The organism is Bradyrhizobium amphicarpaeae (assembly GCF_002266435.3).
Lineage (GTDB): Bacteria > Pseudomonadota > Alphaproteobacteria > Rhizobiales > Xanthobacteraceae > Bradyrhizobium > Bradyrhizobium amphicarpaeae.
In genome coordinates, this window is the sequence record NZ_CP029426.2 from 5,861,883 (window position 1) to 5,887,632 (window position 25,750).

Annotated in this window: 23 protein-coding genes; 15 read left to right on the forward strand and 8 right to left on the reverse strand. The window is 65.1% G+C overall.

All coding sequences use genetic code 11. The features are described 5' to 3' along the window. Position 1: 1 nt before the first annotated feature. Genes glgX through treY form a run of 3 tightly spaced genes read left to right on the forward strand, consistent with a single transcriptional unit; the run spans position 2 to position 6,616 of the window. Positions 2–2,080 carry a glycogen debranching protein GlgX gene (glgX, locus tag CIT40_RS27445; protein WP_094893730.1) on the forward strand — a complete coding sequence of 693 codons (2,079 nt, stop codon included), beginning with the start codon at positions 2–4 and terminating at the stop codon, positions 2,078–2,080. Continuing rightward, entirely contained in the window at positions 2,077–3,828 is a 1,752-nt protein-coding gene (gene treZ, locus CIT40_RS27450; protein ID WP_094893729.1) for a malto-oligosyltrehalose trehalohydrolase, read from the forward strand. Before glgX ends, treZ begins: the two co-directional genes overlap by 4 nt. A 1-nt stretch (position 3,829) precedes the next feature. Further along, a complete protein-coding gene (gene treY / locus CIT40_RS27455; protein WP_094893728.1) occupies positions 3,830–6,616 on the forward strand; it encodes a malto-oligosyltrehalose synthase in 2,787 nt (928 codons plus the stop codon). Positions 6,617–6,618: 2 nt separating this feature from the next. Here treY and CIT40_RS27460 read toward each other — a convergent pair whose 3' ends face one another. Then, entirely contained in the window at positions 6,619–6,936 is a 318-nt protein-coding gene (locus tag CIT40_RS27460; protein ID WP_094893727.1) for a polyhydroxyalkanoic acid system family protein, read from the reverse strand. A 182-nt stretch (positions 6,937–7,118) separates the two neighbouring features. On the opposite strand from CIT40_RS27460, the gene CIT40_RS27465 reads away from it, so the two are divergent. Continuing rightward, on the forward strand, positions 7,119–7,283 hold the full coding sequence (locus CIT40_RS27465) for a DUF3309 family protein (RefSeq protein ID WP_007595743.1): 165 nt from the start codon (positions 7,119–7,121) through the stop codon (positions 7,281–7,283). 105 nt (positions 7,284–7,388) lie between these two features. On the opposite strand, the gene ligD is transcribed toward CIT40_RS27465, so the two are convergent. Then, positions 7,389–10,073 (reverse strand): DNA ligase D, encoded by a 2,685-nt coding sequence (ligD, locus tag CIT40_RS27470; protein ID WP_094893726.1) that lies wholly within the window; start codon positions 10,071–10,073, stop codon positions 7,389–7,391. A gap of 116 nt (positions 10,074–10,189) precedes the next feature. Between ligD and ku the strand changes: the two genes are divergently transcribed. Continuing rightward, positions 10,190–11,074 (forward strand): non-homologous end joining protein Ku, encoded by an 885-nt coding sequence (ku, locus tag CIT40_RS27475; protein WP_094893725.1) that lies wholly within the window; start codon positions 10,190–10,192, stop codon positions 11,072–11,074. A 132-nt stretch (positions 11,075–11,206) separates the two neighbouring features. Here ku and CIT40_RS27480 read toward each other — a convergent pair whose 3' ends face one another. The 6 genes from CIT40_RS27480 to CIT40_RS27505 form a co-directional block, all read right to left on the reverse strand. Next, positions 11,207–11,896, reverse strand: coding sequence for a response regulator (locus tag CIT40_RS27480; protein ID WP_094893724.1), 690 nt, complete (start codon positions 11,894–11,896; stop codon positions 11,207–11,209). Then, positions 11,893–14,616 (reverse strand): sensor histidine kinase, encoded by a 2,724-nt coding sequence (locus CIT40_RS27485; protein ID WP_094893723.1) that lies wholly within the window; start codon positions 14,614–14,616, stop codon positions 11,893–11,895. Before CIT40_RS27485 ends, CIT40_RS27480 begins: the two co-directional genes overlap by 4 nt. A gap of 40 nt (positions 14,617–14,656) precedes the next feature. After that, complete coding sequence (locus tag CIT40_RS27490) at positions 14,657–15,262, reverse strand: K(+)-transporting ATPase subunit C (protein WP_094893722.1); 606 nt, start codon at positions 15,260–15,262, stop codon at positions 14,657–14,659. A 109-nt stretch (positions 15,263–15,371) separates the two neighbouring features. Beyond that, positions 15,372–17,486, reverse strand: a complete 2,115-nt coding sequence (gene kdpB / locus CIT40_RS27495; RefSeq protein WP_094893776.1) for a potassium-transporting ATPase subunit KdpB — start codon at positions 17,484–17,486, stop codon at positions 15,372–15,374. A gap of 18 nt (positions 17,487–17,504) precedes the next feature. Then, positions 17,505–19,208: a potassium-transporting ATPase subunit KdpA gene (kdpA, locus tag CIT40_RS27500; protein ID WP_094893721.1), complete on the reverse strand. Its 1,704-nt coding sequence runs from the start codon at positions 19,206–19,208 to the stop codon at positions 17,505–17,507. Positions 19,209–19,320: 112 nt separating this feature from the next. Further along, entirely contained in the window at positions 19,321–19,410 is a 90-nt protein-coding gene (locus CIT40_RS27505) for a K(+)-transporting ATPase subunit F (protein ID WP_042340291.1), read from the reverse strand. Between the two features lie 466 nt (positions 19,411–19,876). Between CIT40_RS27505 and CIT40_RS27510 the strand changes: the two genes are divergently transcribed. From CIT40_RS27510 to CIT40_RS27555, 10 genes are all read left to right on the forward strand, one after another. Continuing rightward, a complete protein-coding gene (locus tag CIT40_RS27510; protein WP_162307702.1) occupies positions 19,877–20,344 on the forward strand; it encodes a hypothetical protein in 468 nt (155 codons plus the stop codon). A 20-nt stretch (positions 20,345–20,364) separates the two neighbouring features. Beyond that, a complete protein-coding gene (locus tag CIT40_RS27515) occupies positions 20,365–20,643 on the forward strand; it encodes a hypothetical protein (protein ID WP_162307703.1) in 279 nt (92 codons plus the stop codon). A gap of 133 nt (positions 20,644–20,776) precedes the next feature. Beyond that, complete coding sequence (locus tag CIT40_RS27520) at positions 20,777–21,031, forward strand: hypothetical protein (RefSeq protein ID WP_162307704.1); 255 nt, start codon at positions 20,777–20,779, stop codon at positions 21,029–21,031. 24 nt (positions 21,032–21,055) lie between these two features. Then, positions 21,056–21,973 (forward strand): 4-hydroxy-tetrahydrodipicolinate synthase, encoded by a 918-nt coding sequence (dapA, locus tag CIT40_RS27525; protein WP_094893719.1) that lies wholly within the window; start codon positions 21,056–21,058, stop codon positions 21,971–21,973. Between the two features lie 26 nt (positions 21,974–21,999). Continuing rightward, positions 22,000–22,398, forward strand: coding sequence for a hypothetical protein (locus tag CIT40_RS27530; RefSeq protein WP_094893718.1), 399 nt, complete (start codon positions 22,000–22,002; stop codon positions 22,396–22,398). A gap of 112 nt (positions 22,399–22,510) precedes the next feature. Next, complete coding sequence (locus CIT40_RS27535) at positions 22,511–22,702, forward strand: hypothetical protein (RefSeq protein ID WP_094893717.1); 192 nt, start codon at positions 22,511–22,513, stop codon at positions 22,700–22,702. An 18-nt stretch (positions 22,703–22,720) separates the two neighbouring features. Then, positions 22,721–23,110 carry a hypothetical protein gene (locus CIT40_RS27540; RefSeq protein ID WP_094893716.1) on the forward strand — a complete coding sequence of 130 codons (390 nt, stop codon included), beginning with the start codon at positions 22,721–22,723 and terminating at the stop codon, positions 23,108–23,110. 100 nt (positions 23,111–23,210) lie between these two features. Continuing rightward, on the forward strand, positions 23,211–23,339 hold the full coding sequence (locus tag CIT40_RS27545; protein WP_256565537.1) for a hypothetical protein: 129 nt from the start codon (positions 23,211–23,213) through the stop codon (positions 23,337–23,339). A gap of 154 nt (positions 23,340–23,493) precedes the next feature. Continuing rightward, positions 23,494–24,129, forward strand: a complete 636-nt coding sequence (gene upp, locus CIT40_RS27550; protein ID WP_094893715.1) for a uracil phosphoribosyltransferase — start codon at positions 23,494–23,496, stop codon at positions 24,127–24,129. Between the two features lie 33 nt (positions 24,130–24,162). Further along, on the forward strand, positions 24,163–25,749 hold the full coding sequence (locus tag CIT40_RS27555) for an AMP-binding protein (RefSeq protein WP_094893714.1): 1,587 nt from the start codon (positions 24,163–24,165) through the stop codon (positions 25,747–25,749). The last annotated feature ends 1 nt before the right edge of the window (position 25,750 follow it).

The window sequence follows — 25,750 nt, forward strand, 5'->3', positions numbered from 1 at the left end:
CATGCGCCTGACTGCTGGATCGCCTGCACGCCTCGGCGCAAGCTGGGACGGACGCGGCACCAATTTCGCGCTGTTCTCGGCCAACGCTCAGAAGGTCGAGCTGTGCCTGTTCGACAGCCAGGGCCGCCGCGAACTCGAGCGCATCGAGCTGCCTGAAAAAACCGAGGATGTCTGGCACGGCTATCTCAACGACGTCTCGCCGGGCCAACTTTACGGCTACCGCGTGCACGGCCCCTACGAGCCCGAGCACGGCCACCGCTTCAACGCCAACAAGCTGCTGCTCGATCCCTATGCCAAGCGGCTCGCCGGACGGCTGGTGTGGAGCGATGCGCATTTCGCCTATCGCACCGGCTCGCCCCGCGAGGATCTGTCGTTCGACCGGCGCGACAACGCGCGCGGCATGCCCAAGGCCGTCGTCGTCGACGAGACCTTCAACTGGGGCCGCCGCGAAATTCGTCCCCACATCCCATGGGAAGACACCGTCATCTACGAGGCTCACGTCAAGGGTTTGACGCAGAAGCGAGACGACGTGCCGCCGAACCTGCGCGGTACCTATGGCGGGCTGTCCTCGCCGGCGATGATCGAGCATTTGAAGAAGCTCGGCGTCACCACGGTCGAGCTGCTGCCGGTGCACAGCTTCGTCGACGACCGCATCCTGGTGGAGAAGAAGCTCGCCAATTACTGGGGCTACAACACGCTTTCCTTCTTCGCGCCCGAGCTGCGCTACGCCCAGGACAATGCCCTCGACTCCTTCCGGACCACGGTGGCGCGCCTGCATGATGCCGGCATCGAGGTGATGCTCGACGTCGTCTACAACCACACCGCCGAAGGCAACCATCTTGGCCCGACGCTGTGCTATCGCGGCATCGACAACGCCTCCTATTACTGGCTCAATCGCGAGAATCCGCGCTATTACGACGACTTCACCGGCTGCGGCTCGTCGGTCAACCTCACCCATCCGCGCGTGCTGCAGATGGTGATGGATTCCTTGCGCTACTGGGTCGAGGTCTGCCACGTCGACGGCTTCCGCTTCGACCTCGCCACCACGCTCGCGCGCGGACCGAACGGCTATGATCGCGGCAGCTCGTTCCTGACCGCGATCCGCCAGGATCCGGTGCTCGCAACCGTCAAGCTGGTTGCCGAACCGTGGGATCTCGGCCTCGGCGGCTACCAGGTCGGCGCATTTCCCTCGCAATGGTCGGAGTGGAACGATCGCTATCGCAGCGCCATGCGTCGCTACTGGAGCGGCGAAGGCAGCCTGATCGGCGACATCTCCAGCCGGATGACGGCGTCCTCCGACCTGTTCAACCACGACGGACGGCGGCCGCGCGCCAGCATCAACCACATCACCGTCCACGACGGTTTCACGCTCGCCGACCTCTTCAGCTACAACGAGAAGCACAACACCGCCAACGGCGAGGACAACCGCGACGGCTCCAACGACAACCACAGCAACAATTGCGGAGTCGAGGGCCCGACCGACGATCCTGATATCCTCAGCCTGCGCCGCCAGCTTCGCAAGAACGTGCTGGCCTGTCTGATGCTGGCGCAGGGCGTTCCGCTGATCCTCGCCGGCGACGAGGTCGGCAACTCGCAGTCCGGCAACAACAACGCCTATTGCCAGGACAACGAGATCGGGTGGGTCGGCTGGGACAATCTCGGCAAGGAGGGCGACGACATGGTCGATTTCGTCGGCCAGCTCGCCGACATCCGCCGCCGGTTCTCGCAGCTTCGCAGCCATCGCTGGCTCGATGGACGGCCCAAGGACGGGATCTCCTACGGCGCGCTCTGGCTGACCCCCGCCGGGGACGAGATGACGGAGAACGACTGGAAGTTTCCGGAAGGCCGGTTTCTCTCCTATGTCATGGGTCCGATGGAACCGGGCAGCGCTGCGATCTTTATCGTCTTGAACGCCGCCCCCGAAGAAATCGCATTCAAATTGCCCAAAATGACCGAATACAAAGGCTGGCAGCAGATCCTGAATACGACGGATGCCAAGCTGAACACGATCGACTTCCCACCCGGCAGCGACAGCAAGGCGCCGCCGCGCTCCGTGCTCGCCTTCGCGGGGGCGCTATGAGGCCGTCCTTCGGGGCGAAGCCGACGAAAGACGGCGTGTCGTTCCGCTTGTGGGCACCTGCCGCGCGCCGCGTCGACCTCCTGCTCGACCGGAGACACGCGATGCAGCGCCGGCAGGATGGCTGGTACGTGGCCGAGATTTCCGGCCTCGCCACTGGCAGCGCCTACAAATTCAGGATCGACGACGAGATCGACGTGCCGGATCCCGCTTCGGCTTTCCAGCCCGAAGACGTGTTCGGCCCGAGCCAGGTGATCGATCACGACGCCTTTGCATGGCGTGCCCGCGATTGGCGCGGCCGTCCCTGGGAAGAGACGGTACTGATCGAGACCCACGTCGGGACCTTCACTTCCGAAGGGACATACCGCGCCATGATCGACAAGCTCGATCATCTCGTCGCAACCGGCATCACCGCGCTGGAATTGATGCCGCTGGCCGATTTCGCCGGGCGCCGCGGTTGGGGCTATGACGGCGTGCTGTGGTACGCGCCCGACAGCGCCTATGGCCGGCCCGAAGACCTGAAGACGCTGATCGACGAGGCGCATCTGCGCGGACTGATGGTCTTCCTCGACGTCGTCTACAATCATTTCGGTCCCGAGGGGAATTATCTCGGCCGCTATGCGCCGGCCTTCTTCACTGATGCTCACACGCCCTGGGGCAGCGCGATCGACTATCGTGTGCCGCAGGTGCGTGCCTTCGCGGTCGAGAACGCGCTGTCCTGGCTCACCGACTATCGTTTCGATGGGCTCCGGCTTGATGCCGCCAACCACATCGTGGCGATCCCCGGCGAGATATCGATGCTGCAAGATCTCAGCGTTGCCGCCGGCGAGCTCGCAAAGGCGATGGGGCGGCACATCCATCTCGTGCTGGAGAACGGCGACAATCGCGCCAGCCTGCTCGATGCGGCGGAGGAGCCGCCAAACGGCAAGTATCGCGCGCAGTGGAACGACGATTATCACCATGCCTGGCACGTCATGCTGACAGGAGAGCATGCCGGCTATTACGGCGACTACCAGACGCCGCGCATGGACCTTGCGCGCGCGCTCGCTTCCGGCTTCGTCTACCAGGGGGAGTTCTCGGAATTCTGGGGCAAGAAGCCTCGTGGCGAGCCGAGCGGAAAATTGCCGCCCGCGACCTTCGTCAACTTCCTGCAGAACCACGACCAGATCGGCAACCGCCCACTCGGCGACCGGCTCGAGAGCCTGGCTTCGCCCAGGCAGATTGAAGCGGCTCTTGCGGTGACCCTGCTCGCGCCGATGGTGCCGATGCTGTTTCAAGGCGAGGAATGGGGCTCGACGGTGCCATTCCCGTTCTTCTGCGATTTCCAGGGCGGTCTTGCCGACGCCGTTCGCAAGGGGCGCAAGCAGGAATATGCCTGGGCCTACGAGACATACGGCGACGAGGTGCCGGACCCGCTCGATCCGGCCACGCTGCAATCGGCGTTGCTCGACTGGACCGACCGCTCGCCGCAGCAGGATGCGCGGCTCGCGCTGGTGCGGCAGTTGCTCGCGCTCCGCCGCAAGGAGATTGTGCCGCGGCTCCGCGGCGGGAGCTTCGGCGACGCCGACGCCACCGACAATGGCCTGCTCACCGCGCATTGGCGCATGGGTGATGGCACGGTGCTGCGTTTGACCGCCAACCTCTCGGATCAAGAAATCATTGCCAATGTCAGCGCGGGTACGCCGATCTGGGGCGGCGAAACCAACGGCCGGCTTCCGCCCTGGTCGGTGGTCTGGCGTCTCGGAGATTAGCATGCCTTCGGCCATCCCCCTCGCCACCTACCGGCTTCAACTCACCGCGGAGTTCGACTTCGACAAGGCCGCCGCGGTGGTGCCTTACCTGAAGGCGCTCGGGATCACCCATCTCTACGCCTCGCCGGTGATGAAGGCGCGCAAGGGCTCGACCCACGGCTACGACACCGTCGATCACGGCCAGTTCAATCCGGAGCTCGGCGGCGAAGCCGGCTTCGCCCGGCTGAGCGAAGCGCTGACCAAACACGACATCGGCCTGATCATCGACTTCGTACCCAATCATGTCGGCGTGCATTTCGCCGACAATCCGTGGTGGCTGGACGTGCTGGAATGGGGCCAGGCGTCCCCGCACGCGGTCTCCTTCGACATCGACTGGGACCTCTTGCCCTATCGCGCCCGCGGCGGCGTGCTGCTGCCGATCCTGGGTGCATCCTATGGCGAGGCGCTCGAGCACGGCGACATCGAGATCCGCTACGATGCCGACGAGGCCAGCTTCTCCGCCTGGTATTTCGAGCATCGCCTGCCGATCGCGCCGGAGCGTTATGGCGAGATGCTGCGCATGATCGTGAAGGAGGCCGACGCCGGCGAGACGGACGCGGGCAGACGTCTGCTCTCGCTTGCGGCGCGCTATACCGGATTGCGCCGTCCCAACCGCAAGGAAGCCCCCGCGTTCAAGGCCGAGCTCAGGGAGATCCCGGGTGCGGCCGAAATCATCGCACGCGGTCTTGCCGCCTATCGTGCTGCCGAGGATCGTCCGGCGCAGACGTTGGCGCTGCATCATCTGCTCGAACGCCAGCATTACAAGCTCGGCCACTGGCGGCTCGCCTCCAGCGATATCAACTACCGCCGCTTCTTCGACGTCAACGGGCTCGCCGGCCTGCGCGTCGAGGACGCGAGCACCTTCGCCGCTACGCACCGGCTGGTGAAGCAGCTCATCGCCGACGGCAAGCTGCAGGGCATCCGTCTCGACCACATCGACGGCCTGCGCGACCCAGCGCAATATTGCCAGCGGCTGCGCCGGCTGGTTCGTGACGCGCAAGGGAATACCAAGCCGTTCTACACCGTGATCGAGAAGATCCTGTGCGAGCACGAACGCCTGCCGCACTTCGCCGGCGTTCAGGGCACCACCGGCTACGAGTGGATGAACGTCATCACCCAGGTACTGGTCGACGCCAAGGGGCTGGAGCCGCTGGACGAAACCTGGCGGCAGATCAGCAACCAGTCGCCGCGACTCGCCCCTTACGTCAAGGACGCCAAGCGCCGCGTGCTGGAGACGCTGCTCACCAGCGAATTCACCGTGCTGACCCGCCTGCTCGCGCGCATCGCCAACGGGCATTACTCGACCCGCGATTTCTCCGCCGACAGCCTGCGGCAGGCGCTCGAGCTCTATGTGCTGCATTTCCCGGTGTATCGCACCTATCTGACCAACAGCGGCCCAACGGCGCCCGATCGCAAGCTGATCGACGACACCATCGCGCGCGCCCGTGCGGAATGGTTCGCCGCGGACGAAGGCATTTTCGACTTCCTGCGCGATGCCCTGACCATGGACCTGCTCAAGCCCGGCCGCCCGCCGCACAGCGCGCCGCGCGTGCGCCGCTTCGCGCTGAAGGTGCAGCAATTCACCGGGCCGATGATGGCGAAGTCGCTGGAGGACACCGCGTTCTATCAATTCCACCGGCTGCTCGCACTGAACGAGGTCGGCGGCGACCCCGCAAGCTCCGGCCTCACGATTTCCGCCTTCCACGAGACCATGCAGGCCCGCGCAAGGGAATGGCCGCTGGGAATGACGGCGACCGCCACCCATGACACCAAGCGCGGCGAGGACGCCCGCGCGCGTATCGCAGCGCTCAGCGAGATCCCCGGCGAGTGGACCAGCGCGGTTTCGCGCTGGAAGGTGCTGAACGCGCCGCACCTCACGCTCCACGGCAACTACCGCGCGCCGTCGGCGACGTTCGAATACATGCTCTACCAGACTCTGCTCGGGGCCTGGCCGCTGCAGGGACCGCTCGATGCCGGCTTCGTCGAGCGCATCCAGGCCTATGCGCTGAAGGCCGCGCGCGAGGGCAAGGAAGAGACGAGCTGGCTCAACCCGCATGAAGCCTATGAGAACGGCGTCAACAGCTTCATCGAGAAGATCCTCGATCCCGCACTATCCAGCGAATTCCTGGAGTCACTGCAAACGCTGGCGCGCCGCGTGGCGCTGCTGGGTGCGCTGAACGGTTTGAGCCAGCTCACCCTCAAGGCGACGCTGCCCGGCGTGCCCGATTTCTATCAGGGTACCGAGTTCTGGGACCTCTCGCTGGTCGACCCCGACAACCGTCGCCCGGTCGACTTTGGCGCGCGGCACGCGGCGCTGAACGCGCTGGACGATCCGGACTGGACCAGCCTGATGAAGAGCTGGCCGGACGGCTTGGTCAAGCTGGCCTGGACGCGGCGTCTGCTCAAGCTGCGCAATGAACTCGGCGATGTCTTCGCTCAGGGCGATTACCAGCCGCTGGCGGTACGCGGCGCACATGCCGACCATGTCATCGCCTTCGCCCGCCGCCATGGCCGCGCTGCGGCGATCGTCGTGGTCGGGCGCCAGTTCGCGCCGTTCACCCAGGCCGGCCGGGAATGGCCCGCGCCGGATGGATTTAACGCAACCGTCGATATCACAGGTTATGCCGTGACGGACCATGAGAGCGACGAACTGCACGTCACGCAGGCCTTCCGTGATTTTCCCGCTGCCGTCATCGAGGCCCGCACGGCGGGCGCCGTCAGGCCCTCGCGGCCACGCGCGCGCGGCTGAAGCTACTTTCCCTCGTCTTTGGTCAGCAGCAACTGCCCGCGCTTCCTGATCGTGGCCTGCGCAATCTCGGCAAAACGCTGCAAAAGCCAGGGCAGCACCACCTGCACATTGACATGATCGTCGGCGACATCGACTTGTCCGGTCGCGATCTGCCCGAGTGCGCGAATGCGAAAATTCATGCTGTCGCCGCTCCAGCGCTCCTCCTCAACCTGCATGACGGGAATGCTGGCGGCCGCCCGGCCAAGCCCGGTCTTGAGTCGGCGCACCGCCTCTTCGCGGCCGAGACGATGCGGAATGGAAACGACAAGCGGTGCTGACATGGTTCTGCCCCGTGGTGATTGATCCTCACATAGTGATGTCGACTGCGAGGATAAAGGTTCCATGCAAGTCGAATCCCTGGTCCGTGTTTCAAGGCGGGAACTTTAAAACCTGCGGCAAGTTGCCTCCACACAACGGGACAGGTTGCAAGGACCCTTTTGAGGAAGGGCTGGAGGAGTTTCGCATGTCTATCGGTACGATCATTCTGATCATTCTCGTCATCGCCTTGCTTGGCGGCTTCAGCGGCATCGGCGGCGGTCCGTTCTACGGCACCGGCTATTACGGCGGCGGCGGCCTCGGGCTCGTCATCGTCATCCTGCTGATCCTGCTGCTGCTGGGACGGATCTAGCAACAAGAGATGACGTCGTAGGGTGGGTTAGCCGCAAGGCGTAACCCACCTTTTTCGTTTCCGGCAGAAGCAGACGTGGTGGGTTACGCCTACGGCTAACCCACCCTACTTTGTTTTCCCCGCCAACCTCTTGATCGACGCCTTGATCGAAGCGGCCGCATCGTCATAGCCCTGCCACGCCTTCGACCGCGGCAGCAGGCCCGGCACGGTTCGCAGGGTGTAGCGCTTCGGATCGAGATCGCTCTTCACCTGCGCCCATGTGACGGGCATTGAAACCGTGGCACCGGCCCGCGCCCGCGGCGACAGCGGAGCCACCGCCGTCGACATCCGGTCATTACGGAGATAGTCGAGGAAGATCTTTCCCGTGCGCATCTTCTTCGACATGTTGAGCAGGTAGCGCTCTGGATCGTCGTCCGCCATCCACTGGCAGACGCCCTGCGCGAAGGCCTTGGCTTCCTTCCAGCTCACCTTGTCTCGCGCGCCGTGAAGCAGCGGCACCACCACATGCAGGCCCTTGCCGCCCGTGGTCTTGCAGAAGCTCTCCATCCCGACGTCGGCGAGCCGCTGCCGCATCTCCTTGGCCGCCGCGACGACCTCGGCGAATTCCACGTCCGGGGCAGGATCGAGATCGAACACCAGCCGGCCCGGCGTATCGTAGGCGTCTGGCGCGCAGTTCCACGGATGCAGCTCGACGCCCCCGATCTGGGCCACCGCAGCAAGGCCCTCGACGCGATCGATCTGCAGATACGGCTTGCGATCGCCGGAGACCTTGGCCAGTTCGAGCAAATTCGAGGTGCCTTGCATGGCGTGACGCTGGAAGAACGTTTCGCCGCCGATGCCATCGGGCGCACGCACGATCGAGCACGGACGCCCCTTCAGATGTTCGATCATCCAGCTCCCGACCGCCTCGAAGTAGCGGGCGAGATCGAGCTTGGTCACGCCCTCGCCGTCGCCGCCGTCCGGCCACAGCTCCTTGTCCGGCTTGGAGATGACGACGCCCATCACCTCGGCCGTGCCGGAGTCCTTCGATCGTTTCGCCGCCTTCGCTGCGCGCTTGCCGGCCTTGGGTTTGGCGAGCTCGGTGTCGACAGGCGTCTCCGCCTCGACTTCCTCGGCAGGCTTGTCCTGCCGCAAGCCCTTGAACGCGGCCTGGCGGATATTGCCGTCGGCGGTGAAGCCGGCGAACTCGATTTCGGCGACGAGCTCCGGCTTCAGCCAGTGCACCTCGCGGCCTTTCTTCGGCGCGTTCTTGCCGCCGAAGGGACTTTCCTTGGCCGCCATCGCCTTCAGCGACGGCATGATGCGCTTGACGTTGTCCGCGCCGAAGCCGGTGCCGACCATGCCGACGAAGGCGAGATGACCGCCGCGCTGCACGCCGGCCATCAGCGAGCGGAATTTGCCGTTGGTCGTCTTGTAGCCGCCGATCACGACCTCATGGCCGGCGCGGCACTTTGCCTTGGTCCAGCTTTCTGTGCGGCCGGAGCGATAGGGCGCGTCCAGCTTCTTCGACACCACGCCTTCGAGCTCAAGCTTGCAGGCCGATTGCAGCACCGCATCGCCGCCGCTCTCGAAATGTTCGACATAGCGGATCTGGGTCGATTTGCGCCTGCGCTTCTCCAGCAGCTTCTTGAGCTGCGCCTTGCGCTCGCCGAGCGGCAGCCGGCGGTAGTCCTGCCCCTCGGCGAACAGAAGGTCGAACGCAAAGAAGATCAGGTCGTCAGTCTTGCCATCGGACAACGCAGCTTGAAGCGAAGAGAAGTTCGGCGCGCCATTGTGGTCGAGCGCGACGATCTCGCCGTCGATCACCGCGTCCGGCAGCGCGGCTGCCTCCTCCGCGATGGAGCCGAACTTTCCGGTCCAGTCGAGGCCCTTGCGCGTCTTCAGCGTCGCCTTGCCATCCTCGACCCGGAGCTGCACACGATAGCCGTCGAACTTGATCTCGTGGCACCAGCCCTCGCCGGCCGGCGGCCGCTCGACCAGCGTACAGAGCTGCGGCGGGACGAAGTCCGGCATCTCCGAGACTTTTTTGGCATTCGTCGCGGTCGTGGCCTTCTTCGCCGACTTGCTCTTGACGATCTTGCCGCCCTTCAATGCCGTGCGGGGCGCCGGCTTGACCGTTTGTCCTTTGGCTTCCTCGGACCGGTTGGATTGCCAGACCGCATCGGCCTTGGTCTTGGCGCCCTTGGCCAGCATGAACGGCTTTGGCGCGCGGCCTTTGCCTTCGGCGATCTGCTCCATCGCCCGGCCGGAGGCGACGGATTTATCGTCATCGAGAATGTCGTTCTTGGCACCTTCTCGGACGAATTCGTCGCGGTGCTTGATCAGCAGCCAGTTGGCGCGCTTGCCGCCGGTGCGGTCGTTGCGCATGCGGACCAGCACCCAGCTGCCGTGCAGCTTGTCGCCATGCAGGGTGAACTTCAAATCGCCCTTTTTGAAGCCGCGTTCGGGATCCTCCGACTCCCAGGTGCCGCGATCCCACAGCATCACCGTGCCGCCGCCGTACTGCCCTTCCGGAATCGTGCCTTCGAAATCGCCATAGTCGAGCGGATGGTCTTCTACCTCGACCGCCAGCCGCTTGTCGTGTGGATCGAGCGAGGGACCCTTGGTCACCGCCCAGGACTTGAAGACACCGTCGAATTCGAGCCTGAGATCGTAATGCAGCCGGGTGGCGTCGTGCTTCTGGATCACGAAGCGCCGCTGCTTCGATGCCGCGACCTCCGTCTTGCCCGAAGGCTCCGGCGTCTTCTCGAAGTCACGCTTCTTTCGGTAGGTCGAGAGTTTCTGCAGCACGGCCAGTCCCGCTTTTCTTTCGGCGATTCAAGCCTATCACGGCCCATATCCCATCCGGAACCAAAACCCCACGGGGTGGTTGGGGTTCCAAATCGCCTTGAACACCGGAGAATGGAATGGCACCGCGCGCCTACTGGAAGGGAACGTTGAGGCTGTCGCTGGTCAGTTGCCCCGTCGTGCTTTATCCGGCGACAACGGCGGCCGAGAAGACGCGGTTTCACATGATCAACCGCGAGACCGGCAATCGGCTCAAGCAGCAGATGATCGATTCGGAGACCGGCGACGTCGTCGAGAGCGACCAGAAGGGGCGCGGCTACGAGTTGCGCAAGGGCAAATATGTCGAGATCGAGCCGGAGGAGCTCGAGGCGGTGCAGATCGAGAGCAACCACACCATCGACATCGAGAGCTTCGTGCCGAGCGAGGAGATCGACGAGCGCTATCTCAACCACCCCTATTACATCGCGCCCGACGGCAAGGCGGCGGTCGATGCGTTCGCGGTGATCCGCGACGCCATGAAAGACCAGGATCGTGTGGCACTCGCCAAGATCGTGCTCACCAACCGCGAGCACGTCATCGCGATCAAGCCGCTCGGCAAGGGCCTGCTGGGCACCACGCTGCGCTTCCCTTACGAGCTGCGCGACGAGGACGAGTTCTTCGACGACATCAAGAGCCCGAAGATCACCAAGGACATGGTCGAGCTCGCCGGCCACATCCTCCAGACCAAGGCCGGCCATTTCGACCCCGGCAAGTTCAAGGACGAATATGAGACCGCGCTGAAGGCGCTGGTGAAGCGCAAGGCCAGCGGCAAGACGATCGAGCTGCCGGAGCCAGGAGAGCGGCCGAGCAACGTCGTCAACCTGATGGATGCGCTGAAGCAGAGCCTGAAGGGACGCGGCGGCAAGAAGACGGCGGCGAAGCCGCATGCACGCCGTGGGACGGGACGGCGGCAGGCCGCCAAGAAGGCTCATCGGTCCACGGCGCGACACCGCAAGGCGGGATAGCTGTTCGCCGAGCGCGGGATATCGTAGGGTAGGCAAAGCGAAGCGTGCCCACGGCCTGTATCGGAATCGAGGGAGTGGTGGGCACGGCGCTCTGCGCCTTTGCCCACCCTACAGCTCTGTCGAAGCCGGAGCTCAATCCCCCGCCTTCAACCGGTATCCGATCCCCGTCTCGGTCAGCACAAATTGCGGCCGTTCCGGATCGGCTTCGATCTTCTGGCGAAGCTGGCGGACATAGACGCGCAGATATTGCGCATCGGTCAATTCGTCCCACAGCTCCTTCAGCAGGAAGCGGTGCGTCAGCACCTTGCCGGCGTGCTGCACCAGTACGCGCAAGAGATCATATTCCTTCGGCGACAGTTTGACATCGCGCTCGCCGACCTTGACGATGCGGCGGACGAGATCGACCGAGAGATCGCCGGTGCGGAACACCGGCCGCTCGCCCTGGATCTGGAGCTGGTGCCGCAGCGCGGCGCGCAGCCGCGCCAGCAGCTCTTCCATGCCGAACGGCTTGGTCAGATAATCGTCGGCGCCGAGATCGAGCGCCTGCACCTTGCCTGCTTCGTCACCGCGGCTCGACAGCACGACGATCGGCACGGCTTCGTTGCGGGCGCGGATCGTGCGTAGCAGCTCGTGTCCCTGCACGTCGGGCAGACCGAGATCGAGGATGATCAGCGCCGGCTCCTCGACCAGCTTCTCCAGTGCCATCTTGCCGTTCGACGCTTCCAGGATTTCATAGCCTTGCGTCGTCAGCCCCATCCGCAGCAATTTCCGGATCGGCGGCTCGTCGTCAATGACCAGGACCTTGATCGGGGCAGCACTCATGCGGCGGTATCCAATGCGCGGCTCCCTGCCGGGATGGGAAGACGGATGGTCAGGACAGCGCCACTGCGGTCGCTGCGGTTGGCGGCCGAGATCGTGCCTCGCATCGCCTCGACGAAGCCGCGGGAGATGGCGAGCCCGAGCCCCGTACCGGGACGGACGTGATCCCCCTTCTGTGCGCGGTAAAATTTGTCGAACACGCTCTCGAGCTCATCGGGCGGGATGCCGCCGCCTTCGTCGGCGACATCCAGCACGACCTGATCGCGCTCGCGCCTGCTCTTGATCGAGACCGTGGTGTCCGGCGGTGAGTATTTTGCCGCATTGTCCAGCAAGTTGAACAGTACCTGCTCGAACAGGACGGCATCGAGCTGAAGCATCGGTAAATCGGCCGCCAGCAGCAGCTCCACCTTGTGGGCGGTCAGGATCTTGCTGGCGCGCCGCAGCGCGCTGCCCACGATCTCGCCGAGATCGTGCAGCGCCGTGTTGGGCACGATCGCTCCGGATTCGAGCTTGGTCATGTCGAGCAGATTGGCGATGAAGCGGTTGAGCCGCTCGGACTCGTCGATCACGGTGGCGAGCAGATCTCGCTTCTCGCTGTCGGAAAGCGCGCCGGCGAGATCGCGCATGGTGGAAGCCGCCCCCAGTACCGAGGCGAGCGGCGTCTTCAAATCGTGCGAGATCGAGGTCAGCAGCGCGGAGCGCAGCCGCTCGGACTCGACGGTGCGCTTGACGCGGTCCATGTCCTCGACCAGCAGCACGCGCTCGATCGCCAGTGCGCCTTGGTCGACCAGCGCATCCAGCAGCCGACGCTGGTCCGGCGTCAGCAGCGGCCCGGTGCGATCGTTGTCGATGCCGATCACGCCGATCGGGCCGCGCCCGGTCCGCATCGGCAGGAACAGCCGTTTTGCACCCGGCAGCGTGTCCGAGCCGCGGCCGGCCGGGCGGTCGTTGCTCCAGGCCCAGTTGGCCGCGGCGAGGTCAGCCTGGTCGAGCTCGTCTTCGGGCGGGTAACCGGATTTGACCGTGAGGAGGCCTTCTTCCGGCAGCAGCAGCACCACCCGGACTTTCAGCATCAAGGCGATCTGGTAGGCGCTCGCCCACAGCACGTCGTCGAGTGTCGCGGTGCCGGCAAGCTTGCGGCTGAAAGCATAGAGCTGCTCGCTCATCCTGATCCGGCCGATGGCGGCGTCGGCCTGGGTGCGCACGCGCGCGGCGACATTGGAGACGATCATCGCCACCATCGTGAACAGCACGAAGGCGGCAACGTTGGTCGGGTCGGTGATCGTGAAGGTGTAGATCGGCGGGATGAAGAAGAAATTGTAGCAGAGTGACGCCGCCACCGTCGCCAGCAGGGACGGCCACAGACCATATCGCACGGCAACTGCCACGACCGCCGTCAGCAGAACGAGATCGACGTTCTCGATGCCGAAATAGGGCTGTATCAGCTCGGCGGCACCAAGTCCGATCAGCACGATCCCGAGCGCCTTGAGATGGGGCAACGGATTGAACGGCTCGGATCGCGCAGCGGTCTGGATCGCCGTCTTGGGAACGTCCCCGGCCGGAAGTTCCTCGCCGGGAATGACGTGAACGCTGATATTGCCGGCACGGCGAACCAGATCATGCACGACGGAGCCGCGCGTCATCTCGAACCAGCGCGAGCGCGTCGATTTACCGATCACGATCTGGGTGACGTTGTTGCCTTGCGCGAAATTGATGACGTCGTCGGCGATGCGGCGGCCAACCGCGGGAATGGTCAGCGCCTCGCCGCCGAGCGATTCCGCGAGCCGCAGCGTATCGGCCAGCCGGTCGCGCTGTTCGTCGGACAATTGCAGGGATCGCCGCGTCTCGATCGAAACCGCGGTGAACGGCGCGTGCAGCCGGTCTGCCAGCCGCTTGGTGTAGCGCACCAGGCTGGCCGCGCGCGGATCCTCGCTGACGCAGACGAGGATGCGTTCGCCGGCAGCCCAGGGCCCGGCAATGGCATTCGCCTGCATGTGAGTGAGCAGCTGTTCGTCGACCCGCTCGGCGGTGCGCCGGAGCGCAAGCTCGCGCAGCGCGGTCAGGTTGCCCGGCGAGAAATAGTGCTCAAGCGCCCGCTCGGCCTGCCTCGACACATAGACCTTACCCTCCTTCAGGCGCTGAATGAGATCGTCGGGCGTCAGGTCGATCAGCTCGATCGCGTCGGCGCGGTCGAACACGGAGTCGGGCACGGTCTCGCGCACCCGGACATGGGTGATCTGGGCGACGACGTCGTTCAGGCTCTCGATGTGCTGGATGTTGACGGCGGTGTAGACGTCGATGCCGTGGGACAGCAATTCCTCGACGTCGAGATAACGCTTGGGATGGCGGCTGCCGGCCGCGTTGGTGTGGGCGAGCTCGTCGACCAGTGCAATTTGCGGCCGGCGCGCGATCACCGCGTCGAGGTCCATCTCCTCGACGATCTGCCCGCGGTAGTCCAGCCGCTTGCGAGGGATCACCTCGAGGCCGCGCACCAGCGCCTCGGTCTCGGCACGTCCATGGGTCTCGACGAAGCCGACCACGACGTCGATGCCCGACTTGCGCCGGGCGTGGGCGCTTTGCAGCATCTCATAGGTCTTGCCGACGCCGGGGGCGGCGCCGACGAAGATCTTCAGCTTGCCGCTCGCACCTTCCTCCCGGCGCGCTGCTTCCAGCAGCGCCTCCGGCGACGGACGTTGTTCGGGATCGCGGCGCTGTTGAACCATCAGGCCAATATAATCATCCGGGCATTCCCAGCCTAGACCGCTACTTCGCCGACGCACCGTCCAGCGCGAGATTCAGCGCCAGAACGTTAACCCTGGGTTCGCCGAGCAGGCCGAGCATGCGGCCCTGAACGTTGGAAGCCACAAGCTGCCTTACGGCCTCTTCCGGCAGATTCCGCGCCTTCGCCACCCGCGGCACCTGGAATTGCGCCGCTTCGGGCGAGATGTCGGGATCAAGGCCGCTGGCCGAGGTGGTCACCAGATCGACCGGGACCGCGGCGCTCGGGTTCTCGGCCTTCAGCTTCTCCACATCTTCCTTGAGCCGGTCGGCCAGCGCCTTGCTGGTCGGGCCGAGATTGGAGCCGCCGGAATTGGCGGCGTTGTAGGGCGCCGGCACCGTCTTGGTCGAATCACTCGGGTCCGGCGCAACCGTCGCCGAGGGACGGCCGTGGAAATATTTGTCGTCCTTGAACTCCTGCCCGATCAGGGCGGAGCCGATCACCTTGCCGTCCTTCTCGATCAGGCTGCCTTGCGCCTGCGCCGGAAAGAGCGCACCGGCGATGGCCGTCATGGCCAGCGGATAGGCAAGGCCGGTGATGGCGGCGAGCACCAGCAGGAGGACGATGGCGGGGCGGATTTCTCTGAGCATGTTGGGTCTCCGATTTATTCGTCATTGCGAGGAGCGAAGCGAGGAAGCAATCCAGTCTGTCAGCCGTGGAGACATTTTGGATTGCTTCGCTTCGCTCGCAATGACGGGGTCAAGCCAGGTGCAAGGCGGTCACGACGAGGTCGATCGCCTTGATGCCGATGAAGGGAATGACGATGCCGCCGAGGCCGTAGATCAAGAGGTTGCGGCGAAGGAGCGCGCCGGCACCGACGGCGCGATAGGCAACGCCCTTCAGCGCGAGCGGGATCAGCCCGATGATGATCAACGCGTTGAAGATGATCGCCGAAAGGATGGCGCTCTGCGGGCTCGACAGGTTCATCACGTTGAGCACGCCAAGCTGCGGGTAGAACGCCAGGAACATCGCCGGGATGATCGCAAAGTATTTTGCGACGTCGTTGGCGATCGAGAACGTGGTCAGCGCACCGCGCGTCATCAGCAGTTGCTTGCCGATCTCGACCACCTCGATCAATTTGGTCGGATTAGAATCGAGGTCGACCATGTTGCCGGCCTCACGGGCGGCCTGCGTGCCCGTGTTCATGGCGACACCGACGTCGGCCTGCGCCAGCGCCGGGGCGTCGTTGGTGCCGTCGCCGCACATGGCGACCAGCTTGCCCTTGGCCTGCTCGTCGCGGATCAGCTTGAGCTTGTCCTCCGGCGTTGCCTGCGCCAGGAAATCGTCGACGCCGGCCTCCGCTGCGATCGCAGCCGCGGTCATCGGGTTGTCGCCGGTGATCATGATGGTGCGGATGCCCATGCGGCGCAGTTCAGCGAATCGCTCGCGGATGCCGCCCTTGACGATGTCCTTGAGCTGGATGACGCCGAGCAGCTTGCCGTCCCTGGCGACCGCCAGCGGCGTGCCGCCGGCTTTGGCGATCTCGTCGGCAATGGTCTGGACCTCGCGTCCGAGATCCGACAGTGCCGCCGGCTGGATCGCCCGCGCCGCAGTGCCCGAAGCAACCGCCAGGGGCGCACCGCCGCCGATGTAATTGAGCATCGCATCGACCGCCCCCTTGCGCACCGACGAACCGCCGGCATCGACGCCGCTCATGCGGGTCTGCGCCGTGAACGGGATGAAGGTCGCACCGAGCTCGGCCATGTCGCGGCCGCGGATGCCGTATTTCTCCTTTGCCAGCACCACGATGGAACGGCCCTCCGGCGTCTCGTCGGCGAGCGAGGCGAGCTGGGCTGCGTCGGCGAGTTCCTGCTCGGTCACGCCGCGAACGGGGCGGAACGCCGTTGCCTGCCGGTTGCCGAGCGTGATGGTGCCGGTCTTGTCGAGCAGCAGCGTGTCGACATCGCCGGCCGCCTCGACCGCACGGCCGGACATCGCCAGCACGTTGAAGCGGACCAGACGATCCATGCCGGCGATACCGATCGCGGACAGCAGCGCGCCGATCGTGGTCGGGATCAGCGTCACGAACAACGCGACCAGCACGATCACCGAGATCGAGCCGCCGGCATAGGCCGCGTAGCTCGGAATGGTGACGGTGGCGAATACGAAGATGATGGTGAGACCGGCGAGCAGGATGTTGAGCGCGATCTCGTTCGGCGTCTTCTGCCGCTCGGCGCCTTCGACAAGCTTGATCATGCGGTCGATGAAGGTCGAGCCCTGGGCTGCCGTGATGCGGACGCGGATCCAGTCGGACAGCACTTGCGTACCGCCGGTCACCGCGGAACGATCGCCGCCGGACTCGCGGATGACGGGCGCGGACTCGCCGGTGATGGCGGCCTCGTTGACGGAGGCGACGCCCTCGATGACCTCGCCATCGGAGGGAATGGTGTCGCCGGCCTCGACCAGCACGATGTCGCCGACCTTCAGGTTGGTGCCCGGCACCAGCTCGAAGGCATGGCCTGCGCCGGTCAGCAACTTCGCCTGGCTCTCGGTGCGGGTCTTGCGCAACGATTCGGCCTGCGCCTTGCCGCGTCCTTCTGCCACCGCTTCGGCAAAATTGGCGAACAACACGGTGAACCAGAGCCAGACGATGATCTGGAAGGTGAAGCCGAGGCCAGTGCCGCCGGTGACGACGTCGCGCAGGAAGATCAATGTGGTCAGCGCGGCCACGACCTCGACCACGAACATCACGGGATTCTTCATCATCAGCCGCGGATCGAGCTTGACGAAGGAGGCGCGGATCGCGGGCATCACGATCCTGGGATCGAGCATTGCCGAGACGGCAGCACGTTTTTGCAGTTTCATCGTATCCATGGAGGTCACTCCAGACTCTCAGAAGAGGTTGCCGGCGTTCATCGCCAGATGTTCGACGATCGGGCCGAGCGCGAGCGCCGGAAAGAAGGTCAGGCCGCCCATGATCAGGATGACGCCGACAACGAGGCCGACGAACAGGCCGCCAGTGGTCGGGAACGTGCCCGTGGACGGCGGGATCGACTTCTTCTCCGCGAGCGAACCCGCGATCGCCATGGCCGGGACGATCATGAAGAAGCGGCCGACGAACATCGCGCTTGCGAGCGTCAGGTTGTAGAAGAAGGTGTTGCCGGTGAGACCTGCAAAGGCCGAGCCGTTGTTGCCGGTCGCCGAGGTGAAGGCATAGAGCACCTCGGTGAAGCCGTGCGGTCCGGCATTCGCCATCGAGGCGACGGCCGCCGGATAGACCACGCCGACGGCGGTCCAGCCGAGGATCATCAGCGGCAGCACCAGGATGGCAAGCATTGCCATCTTGACCTCACGCGCCTCGATCTTCTTGCCGACATATTCCGGCGTGCGGCCGACCATCAGTCCGGCGACGAAGATCGCGAGGATGACGAACAGCAGCATGCCGTACATGCCGGCGCCGACGCCGCCAACGATGATCTCGCCGAGCTCGATGTTGATCAGCGGGATCATGCCGCCGAGCGCGGTGAAGCTGTCATGCATGGCGTTGACGGCACCACACGAGGCCGCCGTCGTGATCACGGCGAACAGCGAGGACGCGACGATGCCGAAGCGGACCTCCTTGCCCTCCATGTTGCCGCCGGTCAGGCCAAGCGCATGGAGCATCGAGGTTCCGTTCGCTTCCGCCCAATAGGTGATGGCGACGCCTGCGACGAACAGCACGCCCATCACGGCCAGGATCGCCCAGCCCTGGCGCTGGTTGCCGACCATGCGGCCGAACACGTTGGTCAGCGCGGCGCCGAGCGTGAAGATCGAAAGCATCTGCACGAAGTTCGACAGCGCGGTCGGGTTCTCGAAGGGGTGCGCCGCGTTGGCGTTGAAGAAGCCGCCGCCATTGGTGCCGAGCATCTTGATCGCAACCTGGGAGGCGACAGGCCCGACCGCGATGGTCTGCTTGGCGCCTTCGAGCGTGGTCGCCTCGATATACGGGCCGAGCGTTTGCGGCATGCCCTGCCAAACCAGGAACAGCGTGTAGACCACGCAGATCGGCAGCAGCACGTAGAGCGTGCAGCGGGTGACGTCGACCCAGAAATTGCCGACCGTTCGCATCGAGGCGCGCGAGAAGCCGCGGATCAGGGCCATCGCCAGCGCGATGCCGGTTGCCGCCGACAGAAAGTTCTGGTGCGTCAGGCCGAGCATTTGCACGAGATAGGACAGTGTGCTCTCGCCGCCGTAGTTCTGCCAGTTGGTGTTGGTGATGAAGGAGACCGCGGTGTTGAAGGAGAGATCCTCGGCGACCGCGCCCTGGCCTGCCGGATTGAACGGCAGCACGGCCTGGAGGCGCATCACGCCGTAGATGACGAGGAAGCCGCCGACATGGAACAGCAGCATGGCGACCGTATAGGTCACCCAATGCTGCTCGCGCTTCTCGTCGACGCCGGAGAACCAGTAGATGCCGGCCTCGATCGGGCGCAGCACCGGCGACAGGAACGTCCGCTCGCCGCCGAACACCCGCGTCATGTACCAGCCGAGCGGCTTCGCAAGCGCGACGATGATCGCGCAGAAGAGAATGATCTGGAGCCAACCGATCATAGTCATGGCATTAACCCTTCAGACTTTGTGTCCGCCGCAACAGCGGCAGGAGCAACGCAAGCAGGCAGGCGACGAGCGCAGCGTCGGCCAGCAGCAATTCGAGAAGCAGCAGCACGGGTCAGAACCGCTCGGGCCGCAGCAGCGCATAAGTGAGGTAAATCAGGAGGCCAAGCGACACGGCACCGGCGAGCGAATAATCGAAGATCATGATCCGCTCCGTCACAACCGTTCGCAGGCATAAGTGTAGCCGATCGCAAGGGCGAAGAAGGCGAAGCCCAGCGCCAGCATCAGAATGTCCATCATGGAAATGCTCCTTGTTGCACTCCGCCGAGGAGGCAACTGTGTCTTTGTTTCCCGGCGGACCGCTTGCGATGGATCAAGCGCAGCGCGGCTCCTGGCCGGAACTCTCACCGCGTTCAAGTGCCACCCCGGGCATAGGTTTTCGAGATGAGGGCTATGGTGGAGTTATAGGAATCTCATAAAGGCGGAGCTGGTGGCGCCGGCCGACCGCCGCGCGCGACGCGAGGCGGTCCATTTCGCCCCCTCCCCGCCCGGTCCGCACACTTATGAAATCCCTATACTTTCCATCCCGTTCTCATCTCGTTTTCAAATGCCCTTTCAGCCATTTTGGGGAGGCCGGCCGACTGACCGACGCCAATTCCGGGAGGCCTGACATGACCGCCGCTCTCCGACGCTATGATCCATCCTCACTCAGCGACCGTCTGCGCGATGCGCATGCGATGTCGCGCCCCCTGATGCACGAGATCATCAATACTGCCTGCCGGCGCTTCCCCTCACTCGGACAGAGCGAGCGCACCGCGCGAGTGATGCGCCTGGTCGATGTGGAGGCCTGGGCCGATGCCGCGCTGGCGCTGATGGAGCTCGAGTTGCCGCTGTGGCAGGTCCGTCGCATCGCCTATGACGAGGGTGAGTGGCATTGCGCACTCTCGCGCGAGCGCGAGTTGCCGGATTGGCTCGACGCCGCGGTGGAGGCACGCCACGCCGACCTGGCGCTCGCACTGCTGTCGGCCTTCCTCGAGGTCCAGGCATTGGCCGTTGAGACAGCGCGGCCTAGCGTTCCCACCGTGCGGCCCGCTCCGGACCCGTTCTACGAGCCCATCGGCTGCGAGAACTTCAGCTAAGCCAGCGGGAGGTTAGCACCTTGCCGCAATCTTCGGACATATCGCCGGTCCTGAGCCCGTCGCGGGTGATCGCACGCTTTGCCGTCCGCGTCGTGCTCCTCTCCGGGTTTGCCGCGTTCGGCAGCATCGGCTTCGGACGAAGCCTCAAAGCCCTGCTCTGGATGTCGATCATCCTGTGTGCGGGTGTCGCCCTGCTGCGGCGCGAGCCGCTGTTCGGCGCCGTCCTCAACCATTGGGACGAATGCTCCGCGTTCGGCGCGCTGTTCGCGCTCGTTCATGTCGTCGATGATCTGACCTGAACGCCGGCTTTTATGGCGCGCTTATGAGATCGCCGCGCAGCCTCACTCGAAATCATATCCGCTTGAAACGATATTGATTGGACGGTTGCGGGACACGCGCCCGCCACCTCCGTCAATCGGAAGGAACACGTCCGTGAAACTCGTCGAACCTCCCTCGTGCAGCTCGCCCTCGACCATCGTCTTCATCGGCCGCAACCACAGCGGACAGTGGATCGCGCAGGAACAGAACGGTCTCTATGGCGGCCTGTTCGTCAGCCGCGCCCAGGCCATCAAATACGCACTGTTCGAGAACGGTCGGCATCCCGAAACCATCGTCGAGCTGCCGCGCGAGATCGAGCTCGACATGGGCAAGAGCCCGAGCGGCAATAGCGCACGCCGCGCCGCCTGAGCGGGCGCAGACAAGCGAAAAGCCATGTTCACTCCCCCCTCAGCGTGGTTCACCGGCTTCATCCCGGACATGCCGACGCCGTTCGATGCGGCTGACGCGATCGACCTCAGGGCGTTCGCAGCTCTCTGCGAGCGCCAGGTCGCGGCCGGCGTCCCTGCGCTCGTGGTCTGCGAGACCGCCGGCGAGGCGCCGACGCTCTCGCCGGCCGAGCAGGAACTCGTCATCCGCACCGCGGTCGACGTCGCCCGCGGCCGCGTGCGGATCATCGCGGGTACGATGTCGAATGCGACCAGCCATGCCATCGAACTCGCGCGGCGGGCGGAAGCCGCCGGCGCGGATGCCGTGATGGCGGCGGTCCCCGCCTACAACAAGCCGATGCAGGAGGGTATGCTCGCGCATTTTCGGGCGATCGCCGGCTCGATCGGCTTGCCCGTGATCCTGCACGACGCGCCCTCCCGCACGCTTCGCCCGCTCGCGGACGAGACGCTCCTGCGTCTCGTCGAGTCCCGCCAGTTCGTGGGCCTGCGCGATGGGAGCGGCGACATCACCCGTCCGATGCGCCTGTCCCGGCACTTGTCTGCGGGCTTTCGCCTGCTGTCCGGCGACGACACAACCGCCTTCGGCTTCATCGCAAGCGGCGGCGACGGCGCGATCTCGGAGATCAGCAATATCGCCCCGGATCTCTGCCGCACGATCTTCTCGCAGGTCAGGCAGGGCCGCCTGCAATCGGCGCGCTACCTGCACAAGCGGCTCGTCCCCCTGATCACCTGCCTGTCGAAGGAGAGCCCGGCGGCGCTCAAATGCGGGCTGAGTGTGCTTGGCCTGATGCCGCCAGCAACAAGGCTGCCGATCGTGCCGCTGGACGCGGCTGCGCAGCGGGAGGTGGTACGTGCATTCGCCGCGATCGCCGACGAGGAGCTGATCGATAGCGTCGGGGCCTGACGGGTCGCGGGGCATCCGGCCATCTCATGCTGCAATCCGTCAAACAACCTCACAGGCTGCTCCGCACCTGGCAATTGGCGCTGCTGCGCTTTGCAGTGACGCTGGATGAGTCCGACAGGCTCAATGTCGCGGCGCTCGCGGCGGAGCTCGATCGTCCCGGCGGCCAGCGTGACCCCGACGACTCACTCCACTTCTTCCGGCGGACCAGTTCGCAACTGTGCGCCGCCATCAGGGGGCAGCACCAAAACGCGGATGCGATCCTGGATAGTTTCTGCGAGCAGATCGACGAACCACGGCTGCGGCTGGCCTTTGCCGCAGCGATCGGGAAAACGCATGCGGATCCTGAGCCGTCTCAGGCCGCCCGCCCGAAGCGGAACTCCGACCTATTCAGGGGACTGCCATCGCGTCGGCCGGCGTCCTTATGACATTCCTATAAGGGCACCCCGGCGCTCATCTCGCAATCCTACGCAGCGATGGACAACATACGAGACAGATCGGAGCGGCCGTCCCGCCGCCCGAGGGACAAGGACTTCCAAGATGTCGATCCTGACTCACGGCTTTGACCGGCCTTTCGGAGAGACCAAACACCCGGTGCGCATCTCGGAGGCGCGCAAGGCTCAGCTCAAGCGCGTCGCACTCGGCGCGCTGACCATGCTCTCGATGGGCAGCGTGCTCACCGCGCTGATCGCGCTCAAGACCGCGATCCATGTCTGGCATCTCCACGCCTGACCGTCATGGGAGACCATCATGACCTTGCAGATGTGTGAAGAGGCCGCCATGGCCGCGATCGCCCTCCAGGCTATCCTTCGCCTGCCGGAGGCCCGACAGGCAGTGGCATTCAAACCACTCGACCCGGATGTCGTCAGCGCCGCCATTCCCGCTTTTTTCATCGGGCGCAACGCCGCCGGTCTCTGGATCGCGCGCGAAGCCAATGGGCGCGTCGGCGGCCTGTTCCTGTTCAAGAGCTCGGCGATCGATTTCGCCAACCGGCAGAGCGCGCCGGAGCGATGCGCGCTGGTGTTTCCAACCGAGACCTTCGAGCTCGACATCGAGAACCGCGGCAATCCGCTGATCGTGGTCACCGTGCACGTGCTGGACGGGGTCAAGCGTCTCCTGAGCCGCAAGGCTGCGAGGTAGCGCGACATGGTCGAGCTCAAGATCATCATGCTGGTCGCGCTGATGGCCGCGCTCCTGTTCGGCATGCGCCTCACCGCAGCGCCGGCAGCGGACAACTAGCATGCAGCTCCTCAAGGGAAATCTGGAGCAGGCGGTCACCACGACCATCCTGACCATGACGCTCAGCCTCATCTGGGGCGCGATCCTGACGCTCGTGATCACGCTGCTCGCGCGCGGGCTCGGGGTTTAGCACTCCACGCCATCGAGCGCGGCTGACCATGGCTGCCCACGCCGGGAAGAAATCAGCTGCGCTCCGGTCGCGACGCGGGGCCAGGGCCGACGTATCCCTCGGAAAAAGCCCGGCCGATCTGGCGCAGTTTCACGGAACCGTGTAGATCGGTTTCATGAGCACAAGCAGCGTCAACGTCGTCGCCCATCCCCTGGTCCAGCACAAGCTCTCGCTGATGCGGGAGAAGGATCGCTCGACCAAGAGCTTTCGCGAAATCCTGAACGAGATCGGGATGCTGCTGGCTTACGAGGTGACGCGCGATTTGCCTCTGGAGCTGGTCGACATCGAGACGCCGATCGCGCCGATGCGAGCGCCCAAGATCGCCGGCAAGAAGCTCACGTTGGCGCCGATCCTGCGCGCCGGCGTCGGCTTTCTCGACGGCATGCTGGCGCTGATGCCCTCGGCGCGCATCGCCCATATCGGGCTCTACCGCGACCCCGAAACATTGCAGGCCGTGGAATATTACTTCAAGGCGCCGCAGGACCTGTCCGACCGCACCGTGATCCTGATGGACCCGATGCTGGCGACCGGCAATTCGGCCTGCGCCGGCGCCTCCCTGCTCAAGGCCCGCGGCGCCCGCGACATTCGCTTCGTGTGCCTGCTGGCCGCGCCCGAGGGCATCGCGCAGTTCGAGAGCGAGCATCCGGACGTGCCGATCTGGACCGCCGCGATCGACGAGCGGCTCAACGACCACGGCTACATCGTGCCGGGTCTGGGCGATGCCGGCGACCGGATGTTCGGCACCAAGTAGACAGGTTTGCGCGATCGGGTTACTCCCCTTGCCATGAGTGCCAACGCGTTGTCGCTGCAATCGCTGATCCGGACCGAAGCCGCCGCCGATCCCGCTTTCGTATCCGACGGCACGCCGATCTCGCGCGCGAAGTTCGCCGAGAAAATCGAGCAGACCGCGGCCTGGCTTGCGGCACAGGGCATCGGCAGGGGCGACGTGGTCGCAGTCTGGCTGGTCAACCGGATCGAATGGCTCGCGCTGCTGTTCGCCGCCGCCCGTTGTGGTGCGATCATCGCGGCCGTCAATACGCGCTACCGCAGCGCGGAAGTCGCGCATTTGCTCAAGCTGTCCGGCGCCAGGCTGATGGTGGTCGAGGCCGCATTCCGCTCGGCGGATTTTGCCGCGATCCTCGCCGACATCGCCAAGGACGAGGTGCCGGCGCTGCAGCGACTCGCGGTGGTCGGGGCGGATGCGATCCCGGCGCACTGGCCCTGCGTTCGCTTCGACGCGTTCGACACGCCCTATCCACCGGCGCCAACTCAAGATGACGTCGATCTTCCGGTGCTGCTCTACACGACCTCAGGCACCACCAAGGGGCCGAAACTGGTTGCGCATTCGCAGCGGACGCTGGCCACGCATGCCAGCTCCGTCGCCCGCGCGCTGAAGCTTGATCCGCAGCGTCATGCGCTGCTGGCCATGCTGCCGTTCTGCGGCACTTTCGGCATGACGAGCCTGCTCGGCTTCGTCGCGGCGGGCGCGACCGTTCACGTGCTCGACGCCTTCGAGGCGGCACCGGCCCTGGAGGTCCTCAGCACGCGAGGGATCACGCACGTCTTCGGCTCGGACGAGATGTTCCGTCGCATCCTCGCCCTCACCGATGCACCACGCCCCTTCCCTCATCTGGAAGTCTGCGGCTTCGCCGCGTTCCAGCCCGGCTGGCGCGAGCTGGCCACGGAGGCCGAGGCGCGCGGCCTGCCGCTGTTTGGCCTCTACGGATCGAGCGAGGTGCAGGCCCTGTTCTCGATCGCCCGCGCCAGCGACTCCTTCGCAGATCGGATCGAGGGCGGTGGCTGGCCGATGTCCTCGGAGGCGACGGTCCGCGTGCGCGACACCGAGACAGGCGAGCTTGCGGCGCCGGGCGTCTCCGGCGAGATCGAGATCAGCGCGCCGTCCCACTTCCTCGGTTACTTCAATAATCCCGACGCGACGCGCGATGCGTTCACAGCGGACGGCTTCTTCCGCACCGGCGACATCGGCCGGCTGCGCGGCGACGGTTCCTTCGTCTACGAGACCCGCGCCGGCGATGCCATGCGGCTCGGCGGCTTCCTCGTCGCGCCCGGCGAGATCGAGGACGAGCTCAAATCGTGCATCGGCGTGGCCGACGCCCAGGTGGTTGCAGTCGATCTCAAGGGCCAGGCGCGCTGCGTCGCCTTCGTGATCCCGGCGAAGGAGCCGCCGATGCAGGAGACGCTGATTGCGCGCCTGCGCGAGCGGCTCGCCGGCTACAAGGTCCCGGCCAGGATCTATGTCGTGGAGGCCTTCCCCGTCACCGACAGCGCGAACGGCGTCAAGATCCAGCGCGCCCGGCTTCGCGAGATGGCGATGGAGCGAATCGCCGCCGAAGGTTTGGCCCAGCGCTGAA